General features: G+C 40.2%; 19 protein-coding genes. 11 read left to right on the top strand and 8 right to left on the bottom strand.

The features are described from left to right. Positions 1-54: 54 nt before the first annotated feature. Positions 55-744, bottom strand: coding sequence for a DNA repair protein RadC (gene radC, locus R2800_14280; GenBank protein MEZ5018222.1), 690 nt, complete (start codon positions 742-744; stop codon positions 55-57). Positions 745-887: 143 nt separating this feature from the next. Here radC and bshC point away from each other — a divergent pair, with 143 nt between their 5' ends. Both bshC and R2800_14290 read left to right on the top strand, forming a co-directional pair. Beyond that, positions 888-2,495 carry a bacillithiol biosynthesis cysteine-adding enzyme BshC gene (gene bshC / locus R2800_14285; protein ID MEZ5018223.1) on the top strand — a complete coding sequence of 536 codons (1,608 nt, stop codon included), beginning with the start codon at positions 888-890 and terminating at the stop codon, positions 2,493-2,495. Between the two features lie 63 nt (positions 2,496-2,558). Continuing rightward, positions 2,559-3,206 carry an outer membrane beta-barrel protein gene (locus R2800_14290; protein MEZ5018224.1) on the top strand — a complete coding sequence of 216 codons (648 nt, stop codon included), beginning with the start codon at positions 2,559-2,561 and terminating at the stop codon, positions 3,204-3,206. Between the two features lie 150 nt (positions 3,207-3,356). Here the strand turns inward: R2800_14290 and R2800_14295 are convergent, their stop codons facing one another. Then, the gene (locus R2800_14295) at positions 3,357-3,491 is read right to left on the bottom strand and encodes a hypothetical protein (GenBank protein ID MEZ5018225.1); all 135 of its coding nucleotides are present in this window, start codon (positions 3,489-3,491) and stop codon (positions 3,357-3,359) included. 70 nt (positions 3,492-3,561) lie between these two features. Between R2800_14295 and R2800_14300 the strand changes: the two genes are divergently transcribed. The 3 genes from R2800_14300 to R2800_14310 all read left to right on the top strand — a co-directional run bounded on the left by R2800_14300 (position 3,562) and on the right by R2800_14310 (position 6,506). Next, positions 3,562-4,926 carry a Mur ligase family protein gene (locus R2800_14300; protein MEZ5018226.1) on the top strand — a complete coding sequence of 455 codons (1,365 nt, stop codon included), beginning with the start codon at positions 3,562-3,564 and terminating at the stop codon, positions 4,924-4,926. 4 nt (positions 4,927-4,930) lie between these two features. Then, positions 4,931-5,716: a 3'-5' exonuclease gene (locus R2800_14305; GenBank protein ID MEZ5018227.1), complete on the top strand. Its 786-nt coding sequence runs from the start codon at positions 4,931-4,933 to the stop codon at positions 5,714-5,716. A gap of 70 nt (positions 5,717-5,786) precedes the next feature. Continuing rightward, on the top strand, positions 5,787-6,506 hold the full coding sequence (locus R2800_14310) for a polyprenol monophosphomannose synthase (GenBank protein MEZ5018228.1): 720 nt from the start codon (positions 5,787-5,789) through the stop codon (positions 6,504-6,506). On the opposite strand, the gene R2800_14315 is transcribed toward R2800_14310, so the two are convergent. Next, the gene (locus tag R2800_14315; GenBank protein ID MEZ5018229.1) at positions 6,503-7,147 is read right to left on the bottom strand and encodes a WbqC family protein; all 645 of its coding nucleotides are present in this window, start codon (positions 7,145-7,147) and stop codon (positions 6,503-6,505) included. The two genes, R2800_14310 and R2800_14315, sit on opposite strands and share 4 nt — an antisense overlap. Positions 7,148-7,193: 46 nt before the next feature. On the opposite strand from R2800_14315, the gene R2800_14320 reads away from it, so the two are divergent. Then, entirely contained in the window at positions 7,194-8,690 is a 1,497-nt protein-coding gene (locus tag R2800_14320; protein MEZ5018230.1) for a GWxTD domain-containing protein, read from the top strand. After that, a complete protein-coding gene (gene dapF / locus R2800_14325; protein MEZ5018231.1) occupies positions 8,687-9,463 on the top strand; it encodes a diaminopimelate epimerase in 777 nt (258 codons plus the stop codon). The genes R2800_14320 and dapF overlap by 4 nt, the downstream gene beginning before the upstream one ends. A gap of 1 nt (position 9,464) precedes the next feature. Here dapF and recR read toward each other — a convergent pair whose 3' ends face one another. The 3 genes from recR to R2800_14340 all read right to left on the bottom strand — a co-directional run bounded on the left by recR (position 9,465) and on the right by R2800_14340 (position 11,425). After that, a complete protein-coding gene (recR, locus tag R2800_14330) occupies positions 9,465-10,088 on the bottom strand; it encodes a recombination mediator RecR (protein ID MEZ5018232.1) in 624 nt (207 codons plus the stop codon). 84 nt (positions 10,089-10,172) lie between these two features. Further along, complete coding sequence (locus R2800_14335; GenBank protein MEZ5018233.1) at positions 10,173-10,940, bottom strand: T9SS type A sorting domain-containing protein; 768 nt, start codon at positions 10,938-10,940, stop codon at positions 10,173-10,175. A gap of 152 nt (positions 10,941-11,092) precedes the next feature. Then, complete coding sequence (locus R2800_14340; GenBank protein ID MEZ5018234.1) at positions 11,093-11,425, bottom strand: nucleotide pyrophosphohydrolase; 333 nt, start codon at positions 11,423-11,425, stop codon at positions 11,093-11,095. A 154-nt stretch (positions 11,426-11,579) separates the two neighbouring features. Here R2800_14340 and R2800_14345 point away from each other — a divergent pair, with 154 nt between their 5' ends. The 4 genes from R2800_14345 to R2800_14360 all read left to right on the top strand — a co-directional run bounded on the left by R2800_14345 (position 11,580) and on the right by R2800_14360 (position 15,970). Beyond that, on the top strand, positions 11,580-12,545 hold the full coding sequence (locus R2800_14345; protein ID MEZ5018235.1) for a MoxR family ATPase: 966 nt from the start codon (positions 11,580-11,582) through the stop codon (positions 12,543-12,545). After that, the gene (locus R2800_14350) at positions 12,545-13,018 is read left to right on the top strand and encodes a hypothetical protein (GenBank protein ID MEZ5018236.1); all 474 of its coding nucleotides are present in this window, start codon (positions 12,545-12,547) and stop codon (positions 13,016-13,018) included. Before R2800_14345 ends, R2800_14350 begins: the two co-directional genes overlap by 1 nt. A 111-nt stretch (positions 13,019-13,129) precedes the next feature. Further along, complete coding sequence (gene paaZ / locus R2800_14355; GenBank protein MEZ5018237.1) at positions 13,130-15,184, top strand: phenylacetic acid degradation bifunctional protein PaaZ; 2,055 nt, start codon at positions 13,130-13,132, stop codon at positions 15,182-15,184. A 24-nt stretch (positions 15,185-15,208) separates the two neighbouring features. Beyond that, positions 15,209-15,970 (top strand): enoyl-CoA hydratase/isomerase family protein, encoded by a 762-nt coding sequence (locus tag R2800_14360; protein MEZ5018238.1) that lies wholly within the window; start codon positions 15,209-15,211, stop codon positions 15,968-15,970. 2 nt (positions 15,971-15,972) lie between these two features. Here R2800_14360 and R2800_14365 read toward each other — a convergent pair whose 3' ends face one another. Beyond that, positions 15,973-17,076: a DUF1972 domain-containing protein gene (locus R2800_14365; GenBank protein ID MEZ5018239.1), complete on the bottom strand. Its 1,104-nt coding sequence runs from the start codon at positions 17,074-17,076 to the stop codon at positions 15,973-15,975. Positions 17,077-17,102: 26 nt separating this feature from the next. Next, positions 17,103-18,185: a glycosyltransferase family 4 protein gene (locus tag R2800_14370; GenBank protein MEZ5018240.1), complete on the bottom strand. Its 1,083-nt coding sequence runs from the start codon at positions 18,183-18,185 to the stop codon at positions 17,103-17,105. Between the last annotated feature and the right edge of the window lie 12 nt (positions 18,186-18,197).

Genomic DNA, 18,197 nt, shown 5'->3' on the forward strand with positions numbered 1-18,197 from the left:
CTACGCCGCTACTCTGCTAAATAGAAACCAGTCCAATATAGTAAACAAACAACATTATATCAGCCCTTCATCACCCATACTAGTGTAGCCCGTCCCAGATACTATAATATGGTCTAATAATTGAATATCCATTGTTGCTGCCGCTGATTTTAGTTTGAGGGTCATGTCCACATCTGCTTTACTTGGCTTAGGGTTGCCAGAGGGGTGATTATGAGCCAATATTATCTTATTGGCGCTCAACAATAAGGCCTGCTTTAAAATAACCCTATTGTCAGCAACCGTACCTGTAAGCCCGCCAGTACTTATTATTTCAGGTTTTATCACCTTGTTTGACTGATTGAGGAACAAGACACAAAGCGCTTCGTTTGACAGGTCTTTTATTAAAGGAATAACTATATCCGCAGCATCTTTACTTTGTTTTACTACAGCTCTGTCTAAGGCCTGCCCTAACTGTCGTCGCCTGCCCAATTCTAAAGCTGAAGCTATAGTAATGGCTCGAGCTTCACCAATGCCTTTGGTTTTTTGTAGCTCTACTACTGTTACTTTGCCTAGTTCGTGTAGGTTATTATCTGCCAAAGCCAGTACTTCTCGGGCTAGATCTAGTGCCGACTTCTCTTTTGTTCCGCTGGAAATCAATATTGCTAATAATTCTGCATCAGTTAACGCTGCAGGACCTTTTTGTAGCATTTTCTCTCTTGGCCGTTCATCTACCGACCAGTTTTTAATACTTTTCGACGTGCTCAAATCATGGTTATTTAGATATAGGGTAACAATTTACACCATGCAATTGATTAAAACACATAGCGGCATTAGCTTTCTCTATCAATATTTTGTTCGTTTTGCAATGGTTGTTAGTATTTTCGTCAAATAATTAAAGGATTACGACTGTGCCTAGCGACTGTATATATATACCATATCAGGATACTCACTCTTTTTCAAAGTTGGTGCTCGACTACCAAAACCAAATACCTGACCTACAACCTTTTTATCAATATTCTCCTAGCAAAGAAGGCATCGCTAAAGCGATAGAAGAAAGAAGTAAATACCCTACAGACAGAGTCGCATTAGTAGATACACTACATCAACAATATAAAGACCTAACGCCTATTGAAGCTGTAACAAAAAATATTGCTTCATTAGCCGACGAGCATACCTATACTATATGCACTGCACATCAGCCCAACTTATTAACCGGCTACCTCTATTTTATATATAAGATACTACACGCCGTTAAGCTGGCCGAGGAATTGAACAAGAGTCATCCCAACAAACATTTTGTGCCTGTGTACTATATGGGTAGCGAGGACAACGATCTGGAAGAACTGGGCGTTTTCAGATATGAGGGAGAGCGATATACATGGGATGGCAACGGACAAACGGGTGCTGTAGGCAGAATGAACACGGAAAGTCTGAAACCTCTATTAGACAATCTTTTTCGTGTACTTGGGCCACCAAGCAAAACTACTGACGAACTTAAAGAGCTACTTCAAAATGCCTACTTAAAACAACCTACAATAGGCAAAGCAACGCAATATATTGTACACGAACTTTTTGGGCGGTATGGTTTGGTCGTAATAGACCCTGATGTAGCTATTTTTAAAAAGAATATCAGTTCTATTATTGAAGACGACCTGCTACAACACACTGCAAAGGAGCTGGTTGAACAACAAGTAAAAAACATAACCGACAAAGGCTATAAGTCTCAAGCCTACCCGCGTGACATAAACCTCTTTTATATGAAAGATGATATAAGAGAGCGGATAGAAAAAGAGGAGGACAAATGGATAGTTGTAAATACAAACATCAGTTTCTCAGAAAAAGAACTGCTTGAAGAGCTGGACAAACATCCTAAAAGGCTTAGCCCTAATGTAATACTTAGAGGCCTGTTACAAGAAACCATGCTACCGAATGTTGCTTTTATAGGCGGTGGAGCCGAGGTGGCTTACTGGCTACAACTAAAGGAGGTATTTAGCCACTACAAAGTATTTTACCCTGTAATATTGCAGCGCCAATCGGCCATGTGGATAAAGCCTAAATACAAAGCACTTCGCCAAAAACTCGGACTTAGTATAGAAGATCTTTTTAAACCCACTCTTATACTAGAGGAAGAAGAAGTACAAAAGAACACAGTGCATAACTGGCAAACAGCAGAAGAGCAAAAAGAAGCCAACGAATTACTGAACAAGCTCAAACAAAAAGCCATTGCTATAGATACTACCCTTGGCGCATCTGCCGAAGCTGCGCTTGCTAAAATATCAAAACAGCTTACTGTTTTGGAAAAGAAAATGCTACGTGCTGAAAAACGAAAACTAGCTACAACTATTGGTCGCATACACCAACTAAAGGAAGGACTATTTCCTAAGGGTGGATTGCAAGAGCGAATAGACAACTTCATTGACTACTACCCTACTTACGGAGACGAATTTTTAGATCAACTTAAAGAAGGTATACTTCCATACAACGAGCAGTTCCTGATCATTGAAGATGAAGATTAAGTTACGTTCCTATTATTTCTAACAGTTTATAAATACATTTGTTATACACATAAAATTATACCGATGAAACACATAAAAATACTAGTTGCAGCAGTACTCTTTTGCTTCCCTTTATTGGCAACAGCACAGCCTGGCTCTCCACTTAAAGTAGACTTAGGTATTAAAGTAGGCGCCAACTTTTCTAGCCTTAGCGGCAATGGTTGGGACAATGGTCTTAAAGCGGGTCTTCTTGGTGGTGTTTACGGAGGCGTACACACAAGCAAGCTTGGCGGACAAATAGAATTACTATTCAGCCAAGTAAAGTATGATATGAATACTAAGGTGCTTTATGATGCTGGTAAAAATGCACTGGGATTTAACCCTACTTTCAATAACCAAGCAGACTCTAACAAAAACGGTAGTGTTGCCGTTAGTTATTTACAAATTCCTATACTTTTCAATCTAAAAGTAAAAGGTCCGATCTGGTTACAAGTAGGTCCTCAGTATACAAGCATCATTGGACTTAATGACAAGGAGAATATTTTTAAAGATGTGAAAACGGTTATTAATACTGGAGATGTTTCAGGTGTTATTGGCTTGCAAGTAAAATTGACCAAGCTAAATGTAGGTGCCAGATATATCATTGGTTTTTCTGACCTGAACAGCTCTTCTGTTTCAGAATCTTGGAAACAACGTACTATCCAACTACATATTGGTTATTCCTTCTTATAGTCAACAACCTTATTATATTAAAAAAGCAGCTGTATACAACAGCTGCTTTTTTGTAAGCTTAAAATGCTTAATATCCTATAACACTAAACCACAACAGGTTGGCAGAACTAACCTACCAACCTATTAAATGTCTTTGTAAGAATTTCTTTTTTAATTTACTGATGATGACGCATGCAGCTTGTTAGGGCAACCATACTTAGAAGTAGAGTTACAAGAAGTAGCAAACGCTAATGCTATGATAGCTGCTAATGCGATAATATTACGAGTCTTAAAAAACTTTTGCATAATGTATTTTAACTTAATAAACTGAAAACGCAATTACATTTGTACGAAGTTAATAAAATAAAAATAAACGATGTATATACATTTCATAGCTATTGGGGGCGCTATTATGCACCAGCTAGCCATAGCATTACATAATAAAGGACACAAAATAACTGGTAGTGACGATGAAATAAACGACCCTGCCAAAACTAACCTGAAGGCAAAAGGCATATTGCCCGACCAAGAGGGCTGGCACACAGACCGCATCAATAGTGATATAGATGCGATAGTATTGGGCATGCATGCTAAAGGAGACAACCCGGAACTAAAGCGTGCTCAGGAATTAGGCTTGAACATCTACTCTTTCCCACAATATGTATACGAAGTAAGTAAAGACAAAAAACGAATTGTGATAGCTGGAAGCCATGGTAAAACAACCATTACTTCCATGATCATGCATATACTGCGTCATGAAGGGGTGGATTTTGACTACTTGGTTGGTGCTAAAGTTGAAGGGTTTGACCTTTCTGTGAAGTTGACCGATGCGCCCATCATCATATTGGAAGGTGACGAATACCCTGCATCCGTGATAGAAAAACGACCAAAAGTATTCTTCTATCATCCACACATCAGCGTATTAAGTGGCATAGCCTGGGACCATATCAATGTATTCCCTACCTATGATATTTACCTCAATCAGTTTGAGCAATATTTGGAAGGCATAGAAAAAGATGTGCCTGTTTTTTATAATAACGAAGACACAGAAGTGCAAAAAGTAATTGCCTCTTCTGCCAAGCATTTAAACAACACTCCGTACAATACCCCCAACTATAAATATGACAACGGCAAGGCCATTGTTACCGCTAATGGGAAAGAGTATTCAGTTTCTGTTTTTGGCAAGCACAACTTGCTCAATATGCAAGCCGCTATTGCTGTATGCACAGAGTTAGGTATTAATGAAGACAACAGTTATAATGCGATAGCCAGTTTTAAAGGTGCCGCGAGAAGACTTGAAAAGATAATAGACACACAGGAGTTGGTTGCCTTTAGAGATTTTGCGCATGCACCATCAAAACTAAAAGCCACCCTTAACGCTACAAGAGAAGCCTACCCTAACCATCAACTTATTGCCTGCTTTGAGCTTCATACCTTTAGTAGCCTTAGCGACGCTTTTTTAAAAGAGTATGCTCATAGTATGGATGCAGCCGATGAAGCTTTGGTCTTTTTCAGTCACCATGCCATAGCATTAAAAGGGCTACCGCCTATTAGTACAGAACAGGTAAAGGCTCATTTTAACAGAGCAGACCTTGAAGCTATAGACGATAAAGAAATACTTAAAAACAAAGTGAGTACCTTACTCGAAAACAAAGAACGCCCTACCTGTTTATTACTAATGAGTAGTGGCACCTTTGATGGAATTGATTGGAATAGTGTAAGTTCGCAGTTCAGCAACTAGATATATGGCACAATTAGCGTTAAAAAGACCGATTATATTTTTTGACTTGGAAACAACAGGTACCGACCAAGCAAAAGATAAAATTGTAGAACTGGCATTTGTAAAGATCAAGCCCGATGGCACACGAGACAAATATGTAAAACGCATCAACCCGGGCATACCCATACCTGTTGATACAACCGCCATACATGGCATTAGCGATGAGGATGTAAAAGACTGTCCTCCGTTCAAGCAAATAGCACACGAGCTATACAACTGGATGAAAAACTGTGACCTTGGCGGTTATAATAGCAGCAAGTTCGACATTCCTCTTTTAGCCGAAGAATTTCTTCGTGTAGGTATTGATGTAGATTTTACGGATAGAAAGATGGTGGATGCCCAACAAATATTCTTTAAGATGGAAAGCCGCTCTTTAAGTGCTGCACTTAAGTTTTATTGCCAAAAAGAGTTGGAAAATGCCCATAGTGCCGAAGCTGATATCAACGCGACGATAGATGTATTAGAAGCGCAACTAGACAGGTACGACAATCTGCAAAACGATGTTGAGTTTCTGCATAAATTCACCCACAATAATCAGCTGGTAGACTATGCTCGCCGTATTGTGATGAAAAATGGAGAGCCAATATTCAATTTTGGTAAGCATAAAGGCAAGAAAGTAGAAGATGTATTTACTGCTGAGCCTAACTACTACGACTGGATGATGAAAGCCGATTTTTCATTACACACCAAGCAAAAAATATCTGAAATTCTGAACAGAATGAAGCTAAAAAACTCAGGTTTAAAACTTTAAGTTTTTAAAACGTCGGTGGTTGCTCATTATTTCTTATTTTCACCTCCTTTATTAAAGTAATTGCCCAGTTTTGGACAAACTAGTTATCATACCAACATATAATGAAAAAGAGAATATCGAAAGGATCATCCTAAAGGTATTATCTCTTGCCGGTAGCTACCATGTGCTTGTAGTGGACGATGGCTCTCCTGACGGGACGGCCAATATCATCCGCAAACTACAAGAGATGTACCCCGACCAAGTACATTTGCTGGAACGTACTGGGAAATTAGGGCTTGGTACTGCATATATAGCTGGTTTTAAATGGGCATTAAGACGCGACTACCAATATATCTTTGAGATGGATGCAGACTTCTCCCACAACCCCGACGATCTGGTAAGACTGCATCAAGCCTGTGTTTCAGGAGCTGATCTTGCTATTGGTTCAAGATACGTTCGTGGTGGTAAGGTGGTCAACTGGCCTTGGGATAGGATATTCATCTCCAAAGGAGGGGCATTTTATACTAAATTCATCACTTGGATGCCGGTAAACGACCCTACTGCTGGGTTTGTTTGCTACCGTAGAGAGGTCCTAAAGACCATACCTCTCAACAAAGTACAGTTCATCGGCTATGCCTTTCAGGTAGAAATGAAATACCGTGCTTGGAAACTTGGTTTCAAACTAAAGGAGGTTCCGATAACCTTTGTAGACAGAAAAGAAGGCGTTTCTAAAATGTCTAAGGGCATCATCAAAGAAGCTATATATGGTGTGTGGAAGATGAAGTCTTTTGCGAATGAACGTAATAGCTAAGTTCCTTTCCAAGCACTAATTATTGTTTCCTGCTTTTTTAGAAGGTTAATTGCATTAGGCCCTTCACAAAACAACAGATCCAGCATACTTAAATTTGTTAAAAAACCATTCCTTTCGTCAAAAGGCTGGTAATAAATGCTTTCCTCTAAGGTTTTGCCCATTACAGGTTTCATACCTTTTCTAAGATCTGCTACAGCATCTTCATATTTAGGTCGGTACACACTAGCTATTTCTTCTTCATAGTTCAAGCCCAATTGTTTTTTCAACCAAGTAATGCTTGCCCGATTAAAGGCTGCCAAACTATCATACGAAACCTCAAAAAACTGTCTTAATTCAGGCTCATAGTGTTCAAAATAAGGGGTACGCCTATAGCTGGAGGCTATTCCTCGCCAATGCTGCAGTTGCCATTGCTCTGTATTCGCAATGGTAATATCTTTCATTGCCCCTCTCTGGTTGCGCCCATGTAGTAGCGGGATGCTTAGCTGTATGATACCATTAGCACCTGTAATAAAGTATTTATTACGGTAAGTCATCTTCTCAAAATGCTCTGCTTCATCAAAAATAACCTTATCAGCAGCTGCTATCACCGACCACCAATAGATGTTGGGAAAAGGAATATATGAACTTATGACTGTAGGCATACTTTAAAACGCTGGTATTTAAGTAATTTGCGAAAAATAATAAATAATGAGACTCTGGGGCTGGATATCTTTCGTATGTGTGTTGTTTTCTTTTCAAGCAAAGGCTATTAATGCCGTACCTTATTACTCGGTTTTCTATTTACCGGCAAGTGATAGCGGGCAAACAGCCGAACCATATATAGAGATCTACTGGCAAATAGACGCTAAGTCGCTGAACTATAGTATCACCAGAGATAGTGTGTATTTAGACAAAATAGCCACATACATTACTCTTGAATTCAATGACAAAACGATAAAAGAGGACAAATACCTACTCGAGACCACACCCGCAGCTGATATTCGCGCTGCCAAACTGCAAAACATCTTAGACCTGCATAGGTATAAAGTACCTATTGGCACCAGTAAATTTACGCTACACCTTATAGACCTTAACGACACCACTAATAAATACACTTATACTAAAGAAATAACGGTAACAACACCTACAACGCCTACTTTCTATAGTGACCTGCAATTACTAGATACCTCTTTTGCTTCATCTGCAACAAAGAACATCTTTTTCAAAAACAATAGAATACAGTTCCCTCTGTCCTCTAACTTCTTAGACGATTATAGAAGCCGACTACACTACTATGTAGAACTCTACGAGAGCCAATTGGTAAAACAAGAAGACTTACCGTTAGTGCAATATGTATACATATCTAAAAAGAACAGCGATGCACCTATATACAAACTAAAAAGCACAGATACGATACAGCCCAACCAAGTAACACCCATACTCGGCAAGTTTGACATTTCTATGCTACCATCGGGCAACTACAACCTGAATATAATACTCACCAATAGCAAGAGTAAAAGAGTAGCCACTAAAACACTTTTCTTTCAGCTACTCAATACCGACCCTGTAAAAATCGCCAGCACATCCAGCGATACCAGTGCTGCTAATATTTTTGAAGAGGTGGAGATGCTTGATCTAGGAAACACATTTGTATCTAAATACAACTACCCTCAACTCAAGGCTATTCTTAAAATGTGCCTGCCTATAAGCAATGTTACCGAACGCGATAATATCAACAGCTTTATCAAAAACCCTGACGAGACCTATATCAGATATTTTATCTACAACTTTTGGAAAGGCAGAAACCCCTCTGACCCCAAAAAAGCCTGGGAAGAACATGCTGATAAGGTAAGGTTTGTCAATAAGAATTTTGGTTCTAGAATAAAGCCGGGGTACGAAACTGATAGAGGACGTATATTTCTTACCTATGGCGAGCCCGACCAACGGGTAGTTGTAACCAACGAGTCTTCTGCCTATCCTTACGAGGTATGGCAATACAATGCACCTGGACAACAAGGAGCGCCAGGATCTTTCCTTTTCTACCAGCCCCCATTTATGGTAGGTGGCTATATGCTACTACACTCTACAGTACGTGGCGAAATAAGAAATACCGCATGGCGCCAGATGCTTTACTCGAACGGGAATAGCACAAAAAACCTAAATTCGCGAGCAGAACAATTTTTCCAAGATAATAACGGACGATGAATATTCACTTTTACAAATATCAAGGCACTGGCAACGACTTTGTTTTAATAGACAACAGAGCAGGGGACATTGCACTTTCTAAAGAGCAGGTTGCTTTTTTGTGTGACAGGCGCTTTGGTATTGGTGCAGACGGGTTGATGCTTTTGGAAAATGCTGATGGTTACGATTTCAAAATGGTGTACTATAATGCTGATGGTAATGAAAGCACCATGTGTGGCAATGGTGGCAGATGTATTGCAGCTTTTGCAAAAAGACTAGGAGTTATTACCCATACAGCAACATTTATTGCCATAGACGGTCCACATACGGCAAATATTGACGAAAAAGGCACAGTAAGCCTTAGCATGCAAGATGTTGCATCAGTAGAGCGTCACGATGATCATACAGTTATCGATACAGGCTCTCCACACTACGTTACTACGGTAAACTCTGTTGAAGCAATAGACGTAAAGGCAACTGGTAGTGCCATTAGAAACAATGAGCGCTTTAAAACAGAAGGTATTAATGTTAACTTCTCTGAGAAAGTAGCTGATGGCATCAAAGTACGCACTTACGAGCGCGGCGTAGAAGATGAAACTTATAGCTGTGGTACAGGCGTGACGGCTGCCGCAATAGCACATACAGAACAACAACTAGGACAATTCAGCATCAATATAGCTACTCCCGGAGGAGCTTTAATGGTTAGCCTAGAAAAGGACAGCCCCGATAGTGCTATCAACATTACTCTTAATGGACCTGCTACCTTTGTTTATGAAGGGGATATAGCTTTCTAAACTATTTTTTCATATTCACATAGCTTTCTATAGGCAATCGTTTGGCTATAGAGCGTGCTAGTGTCATTTCATCTGCATATTCCAACTCTCCACCAAAGGCAATACCTCTTGCAATAGTGGTAATAGACACGGGGAAATCTTTTACCTGTTGTGCAATATAATACACGGTAGTATCTCCCTCTATTGTAGGGCTTAGTGCCATGATCAACTCTTCTACTTCCGTTTCTTGAACTCTTTTTTGTAGGGTGGCAATATTAAGTTGTTCAGGGCCAATACCATCTAGCGGAGACAAAATACCGCCCAATAGATGATAAGTACCACTATATTGCTGCGTACTTTCTATGGCGATTACATCTCTAAGATTTTCTACCACACACACTTGGCGTTGATTACGCCCGGGGTTATTACATATCTCACATATCGGTGTGTCTGATACATTATGGCATTGCTCACAGAATTGAATATCGTGCCTCATTTTGCTTATCGCATCAGTAAAGCCATCCACTTCTTCTTTTTCCATCTTCATGAGCTGTAGCACCATACGCAAGGCAGTTTTTTTTCCAATACCCGGCAGTTTGGCAAAAGCCTGTACAGCATCTTCTATAAGCTTAGAGGAGAATATCATGTATTAAAGTAAATATGCATCAAAAATAAGCAAATAAAAAAGGGATGCAGTAACGCACCCCTTTAAAATATTATATTCTTAGAATTACTTAGTAACGCTAAGTTTACCGCTTGTCATATTATCACCCAATTGTGCTTGGTACATGTATGCACCAGGAGCAAGAGTAGAAATATCAACAGGTAGGTTGTGCTCACCTGTAGCTTGGTAACCCAAGTTTTGGCTAGCTACTACACGACCAGTGATATCAATGATCTTGATAGACACCTCACCACCTTTGTTCATCTTAACCGCTAGGTTAGTTTGAGCAGTAGCAGGGTTAGGATACATGCTTGCAGTGTTACGTGAACCTTCTAAAATTGCAGTTTGACCGATAGAAGCAGGGCTACCAGCTTTAAATGTCATTGTTACGCAATCTCTGTTATTTGTAGCAGAAGCATCGATGATCGAGTCAGCACCACCACCATAGAAACGAGGGAAGATGTTAACACACATTGTTCTGCTTTGGTCTGCACTTAGAGAATAGCTAAGCGTTCTACCAGGGTAGTTCAATTGGATAGTATCACCACTTTTGATAGATCTGTTCCAAAGGTTGAAAGCAGCACCAGTTTGTCCACCAATAGCAAATGGAAGAGACTGACCATCAAGTGTCCAGAACATCAATAAGCTATCAGACATTTTCAAAGAATCTGGTCCTAAGTTCTTTACTACAACTAGTATATCGAAAGATTTACCATTTTCGATAACTGTGCTTGCTGTAGGCTTAGAAATTTTTGCTTCGATGTTGATGTTACGCTGTGCAGATGCACCTATCGCGATCAACATGATTAATGCTAAAGAGTAGATTTTTTTCATCTAGTTTATATTTTATTGATTTATAAATAAAAATGAGAACGGAAAGTTAACAAACCTTTTCCATGTTATGAATTTTTTTATAGCCCAAGTGTCAGCAAAAGGTCAATATTATATGACAATCCCCCTTTCTCTAACCCTTGATTAACAAGCAGTTAAAGCTTATCGTTGTTTTTATGACGTTCCTTATCCCTTAGGGTTTTCTTTTCAAAGTTTTTTTGCAAGGCCTCTGTCAGGTCAACTCCTGTTTGGTTGGCTAAACAAAGCAGTACCCAAAACACATCTCCCAACTCATCTGCCAGCTCTTTATCCTGCTCTCCTTTTTTAAACGACTGCTCTCCATACTTACGCACCATAATGCGCGAGAGTTCCCCTACCTCCTCCATTAGGATACCCAAATTGGTCAATTCACTAAAATAGCGAACACCTATGGTCTTTATCCATTCATCTACCTGCCCTTGTGCCTGTTGTATTGTCATTTCAGCCATAATATTCAATTTGCTAATGCTACCAAAATAAAGGAACTTTCTTCTTTGTAGTAGAAACGTTAAAAAACTTTATACCTCAACTATTTATTGCCAGGTATTGCGTTCTACTTTCTATATTTAATATTTACAATCAGACTATTTACAATAAACTATAATGCAAACATACGCATCGGATAAAGAAGCTGTAGACGCCTTAAAAGAAAAATACACAACCATGCGCCAAGCAATTGGCAAGGTAATAGTAGGGCAGGAAGAAGTAGTAGACAAACTAATCATAGCCATACTTTGCAACGGACATAGCCTTCTAGTAGGTGTACCGGGCTTGGCCAAAACCCTATTGGTAAAAACCATTTCGGAAGTATTGGACCTTTCTTTTAAAAGAATACAATTCACACCCGACCTAATGCCGAGTGATATAATCGGGGCAGAGATATTGGATGAGAATAGGCATTTCAAATTTATTAAGGGTCCTGTATTCGCAAATATCATATTAGCTGATGAGATCAACCGTACACCGCCTAAAACACAAGCGGCGCTATTGGAAGCTATGCAGGAACGTAATGTAACTGCAGCAGGCCATCAATATAATCTACCTCAACCCTTCTTTGTTTTGGCTACGCAAAACCCTATTGAGCAGGAAGGCACTTATCCTTTGCCCGAAGCTCAGCTGGACCGTTTTATGTTTCAGGTCATATTAGATTATCCAAGTTTTGCAGAAGAGGTAACCATAGTGCGTAACACAACGGGGGATCAAGAAGTAAAATTACCAACAGTGCTCACAGCTGAGGAGATCACTTATTTCCAACAGCTGATCAAACGTGTACCAGTACCAGATAATGTACTGGAATATGCTGTAGGCTTGGTACAAAAAACAAGACCTAGCAATCCAAATGCACCAGATGTGGCTAAACAATATATTGCATACGGCGCAGGCCCAAGAGCATCTCAATATTTAATTCTTGGCGCTAAATGCCATGCCGTACTTACAGGTAAATACTCTCCTGACATAGAAGATGTGCAAGCAGTAGCCCAGTCGGTACTACACCACCGCATAGTACGCAACTATAAAGCAGAAGCGGAAGGCATGGCGCAAGAATCTTTAATAAAGCAATTATTATAATGAGCACAACAAACAAAGCGGCTTTTCTTAGAACTGAATTCCCTAGTCTACTATCATCGCTTGACCCCAATACAGAAAGAAAATGGGGTAAAATGGATGCACAGCAGATGGTAGAACATATGAGCTACTCTATGCGTCAGGCAAATGGAAGAGATCTATATGAATGTGTTACCCCTGAGGAGCATTTACCCAAGATGCAGGCCTTCTTGATGAGCGAAAAGCCTTTTAGAGAAAACACACCTAATGTACTAATAGGAGATGACACGGTACCTCATGAGCGTGCCAATATCGCGGATGCTATTACCGAGCTTAGAGAAGAGATAGATCACTTCTTTGAGGTATTTGACAGCAATCCTAATAAAAAGATCATGAACCCTTTCTTCGGGGAGCTCAACTATGAGATGTGGGTACAGCTGTTACACAAACACGCCTGGCATCACCTTAACCAATTTGGTATTCAGAAAGAGGACTAGCACGCAGATAGCAGTTACGCCTTAACCTTCACCCTAAATGTTATAAATTGCAGTCTATTCCGTATTAGCACACCTAATACAGCAACTACATTAATCAGAAAAAATACAAATATGTCTGTAAGACAACTAAAGAATTATGCCGAGGGCAAATGGGTAACTTCAGCAAAAGGAGGCAGCGAATTATATAACGCTATTACCGGTGAGGTTATCTACACAGCGAGCAGTGAGGGGTTAGACTTTGGCGCTATGATGGACTATGCTCGTAAAACTGGCGGTCCTGCCTTACGTAAGCTGACTTTCCAACAAAGAGGTTTAATGCTGAAAGCATTAGCGCTTTATTTGTTGGAGAAAAAGAAATACTTCTATGAAATAAGCCAATATACAGGTGCTACAAAAGCAGATTCCTGGGTAGACATTGAGGGAGGAATTGGTAACTTATTTGCCAACGCCAGCCTTCGTCGCCAGTTTCCCGACGAGCGTTTTTATGTAGATGGAGATGCAGTGCCTTTATCAAAAGGCGGCACATTTATGGGACACCATATTATGGTGCCACTAGAGGGTGTTGCAATACATATTAATGCATTCAACTTCCCTGTATGGGGCATGTTAGAAAAAATAGCCGTTAACCTAATGGCGGGTGTACCTGCTATTGTAAAGCCGGCAACACTTACTTCTTACCTTACGGAGGCTGTATTTGAAGAGATCATCAAATCAAATATTCTACCTGAAGGTTCATTACAACTAATCTGTGGATCGGCAAGAGGCATCTTAGATACAGTGCAAAACCAAGATGTGGTAACCTTTACAGGGTCGGCAAGTACAGGACGTCAGCTTAAGTCGCACCCAAGACTTATCGAAGAAGCCGTTCCTTTTAATCTGGAAGCCGACTCTTTAAACTCTTGCATATTAGGAGCAGATGTAACTACCGACATGCCTGAGTTTGACATCTTCATTAAAGAAGTAGCTCGTGAGATAACCACAAAGGCAGGACAAAAATGTACTGCGGTTCGTCGTGTAATGGTACCAGAACACATGGTAGAAGACGTACAAATAGCTTTAGGAAAACGTTTAGCAGGCTCTACTATTGGCGACCCTAGCGTAGAAGGTGTACGCATGGGCTCATTGGCTGGCCAGTCGCAACGTGAGGAAGTATTGGAAAAGGTGCAGCAGTTATCAAAGTCTCAAGAAATAATAATAGGAGATATTGAACAATTTGAAGTGGTAGGTGCAGATAAAAAGAAAGGAGCATTCTTACCACCACTTGTTTTCTTAAATAACGATCCATTCAAAAATACTGATTGCCACAATATAGAAGCATTCGGACCTGTATCTACCATCATGCCATACAAGAGCATAGATGATGCGATAACCTTAGCTAAAATGGGTAAAGGGTCTTTGGTTTGTTCTATTGTAACTGCTGATGATGATATCGCTAAAGAATTTGTACTCGGCGCTGCCAGTATGCATGGACGTATCTTAGTATTGAATGCCGACTGTGCTAAAGAAAGCACAGGACATGGTTCTCCAATGCCATTACTAACGCATGGCGGTCCTGGACGTGCAGGTGGCGGTGAAGAGATGGGTGGTAAACGAGGCGTACTACACTATATGCAACGTACATCGATACAAGGTTCGCCAACCACAATTTCTAAGATCACTAATGTGTACCAACAAGGTGCTAAGCAAAACGAAACAGACATCCATCCATTCCGCAAACACTTTGAAGAGTTAGAAGTTGGCGATACATTGATAACAGCGAAGCATACTGTTACAGAAACAGACATTACCAACTTTGCCAATGTAAGTGGCGATAACTTCTACGCGCACGTTGATGCTACATCTTTAGAAGGCACCATTTTTGAAGGACGCGTAGCTCATGGCTATTACATCCTTTCGAAAGCGGCAGGCCTATTTGTAGAAGCTAAAAAGAGCCCAGTATTATTAAACTATGGTATTGACGAATGTCGCTTCACCAAGCCTGTTTATCCTGGTACTACTATAGGTGTTAAGTTTACTTGTAAGCAAAAGACCGACCAAGAAAAGCGTAGTGAGGATGATATAGCCAAAGGAATAGTAAGATGGCTGGTAGATGTATATGACGATACAGGAGAGACTGTGGCCATTGCTACCATACTTACTATGGTGAAAAAATTAAACCAAGACTAAACACAACAGAATAACGATAACGTAATGAGTACAGAAGCATACGTAAAAAGTAGTATTAACGACGGTATAGCTACCATTGAGTTTTTCCACCCTGCGAGCAACTCTTTACCCGGTGCTATTTTAAACAAACTAGCAGAAACCATAACAGAAGTAGGCAACAACAAAGATGCCTTAGTTATCATTCTTAAAAGTGCAGGCGAACGTGCATTTTGTGCGGGTGCTTCTTTCGATGAGCTAATTGCTATTGAGGATGCTGCCGGTGGGTTGGAGTTCTTTAGTGGTTTTGCTAAAGTGATCAACGCCATGCGCAAGTGCCCTAAGTTTATAATAGGACGTATACATGGCAAAGCTGTAGGCGGAGGCGTTGGCTTAGCATCATCAGTAGACTATGCTATTGCTACGCAACATGCGGCAGTGAAGCTTAGTGAGCTTGCTGTAGGTATAGGGCCATTTGTGGTAGGACCTGCAGTGGAACGCAAAATGGGCTTATCTGCTTTTTCTATGCTATCAATAGACGCTACGGAGTGGCGTAGTGCACAATGGGCTGAACAACATGGTCTTTACGCTAGTGTGCATGATGATGTTGCAGGTATGGATGAAGCAATAACTACACTTGCTAATAAGCTTAAGGCTAGTAGCCCTGAAGCTATGGCAGAACTAAAACAAGTCTTCTGGAAAGGAACAGAAGACTGGGATAAATTGCTAGCCGATCGCGCAGCAATTAGTGGTCGTTTAGTACTAAGCGACTTTACCAGAAATGCGATCAATAAGTTTAAAGCAAAATAATGTTATTCGGCTGCGGCTACTAACACTTGTTCATATTCATCTACAATGCGCGACCAGTTATATTGGTCGCGTATTTTTCTTAGGTTATTCTGCAACAGTTTTTCCTGTTGGCTTTTGGCAGTCACCGTTCTTATGATCTCGATCAACTCTTCATGGTCGGCAAAGTAAAAAGCATCTTCTGCCAACACACCTCTATTGAATAAATTATCATTTGCCGCTATCAATGCCTTACAGCCCATAGCTTCTAGCAAAGAAGGATTAGTACCACCAACTGAATGCCCATGAAAATATAGGTGAGAGAAGTAACGCAGGTTATCGATCACAACAGTATCATAAATACCACCAAGAAACTGGATACCGGGTTTATCTCCATATAGCTCTACCAAATGCTGCCCGTAGGCATTTTCTGTTTTGCCTATCACTAATAAAGGCCTGCTCGTTCCGCTCAGCACATGCGCCTTTAATATCATTTCGATATTGTTCTCTGGCTCCATACGTGCTATAAGCATGTTGTAGTCGAACGCTTTTACATTGTATTTGTTTATGATAGCCTCTACAGGATCTTTGAATATAGGCGCTCCATAGGCTATAAAATGTGAAGGCTTGTTGTATTCCTCTTTGATGTATTTTTCAATACCTACAGAATCTGCTACTAAAACATCTGCATGTAGTGCTGCCCAAGATTCTGCCTTCTTTAAAAACTTCTGTATGTATTTATTGTACTTAGTTCGCTTCCATTCCAGCCCATCCATATTCACTACATTCTTGCAGTTTTTGGGCCATATCGGGTACCATATACTATTGCTTGTATATCCCAGTTGTAGCAACACATCAAAATTTCTTTTTCGAGCATCGCGAATACAGTTCAGGTCGTAGATGAACTGCCCCGCTGTTCCTAGCTTCTCCTCTGCATCGTAGCAATGGATGATCTCCACACCATTCCACTCCTTTTGCTGATACTCGTGATTGTGAGAATTGTATACAGACACCTTATGACCTTTGGCCACCAAGCCTGCTGCCAAATACTCTGCACATTGCTCAAACCCACCATATCTGTTAGGGATGCCACGCGTGCCTAATATGCCTATTTTGATGTGTTTCTTCATTTGCAATAACGGAACTACAAAGGAACTTAATCTTTCAATACTTTTTTATACCCTACCAAAGTTTCTTCTGCGGCTCTGCGCCAAGTATATTCTTTGAGGATTCTTTCTTTGAATGATTCGCTATATGGTGCTGCAAAAGCATCATCCACAGCTTTTTTTATTGATGCCAGATCATCAGGATCACAATACCAGGCATCTTCTTTAAAATAGTCTCTGGTATCCCCTTTTTCCGTTACCACGATATTACAACCCATCACTGCCGCCTCCAGAGAAGACAAACCAGTTGTTTCAAAATAACTAGGAAGTATATGCACCTTAGCAGAGTGATACATTTCATAGAGTTCTTCTTCCGTCAGCCAATCGGAGAAATGGATGTTATCTGCTGCCTCGGCTTTACATTGCTCAAAGTAGCCTATGTTATTGGGTGATGGCTTACCATGTATCTGTACGTGATAACCTGTATTATTTAGTGCTCTTATGAGATTAAGTTGATTTTTACGTCCTTCTATTCTTGCTACACACAATATTGCATTCTCATATTTGGGGTTATGCTTGCTTACTCTTTCTGCCACGCTGGTATCTATACCATTGGGTATCACATGGTAGGCATGAGATAATCCATACTTCTTTTCAAACCTCCTATACTCGTTTTCAGAATTAGGCAATAATATACCTGAATGCTTTGCTACATGCTTTATCGACTTTCTATGTCCCCAAAGTAAGTATTTGCTACTCCCTATCTTCTCGCCATTCTTTAGCCTACGTGCTATAGCTTTGATATACTCTATCTGATCTTCAGAGAATATCTTATTCATCCACTTCATCAATCCGCCACGTGTCTTTTTCTCAAACTCGCCGTAGTCCAAGAATATGGTAGACACTACATAAGGCTTATTCGCTTTTTCTATATGCTTTAATATATCTGCAGGACGGATGATATTGAAAAAATGCAACAGGTCGTATTGACTATAATCTATAGATTGGTCGGTAAGGCAGATGTCCACCTCAACTCCCAATTCCCTTAGATAATTGGCTGTCATATCCACTTGCTTAGTATCCCCACCGGGCGTACTATACAATGTTGCTCTAGAGATAAAAGCTACTTTCATTTGTAAGAAGTA

Source organism: Flavipsychrobacter sp., assembly GCA_041392855.1.
In the GTDB taxonomy this organism is placed as follows: Bacteria; Bacteroidota; Bacteroidia; order Chitinophagales; family Chitinophagaceae; genus UBA5543.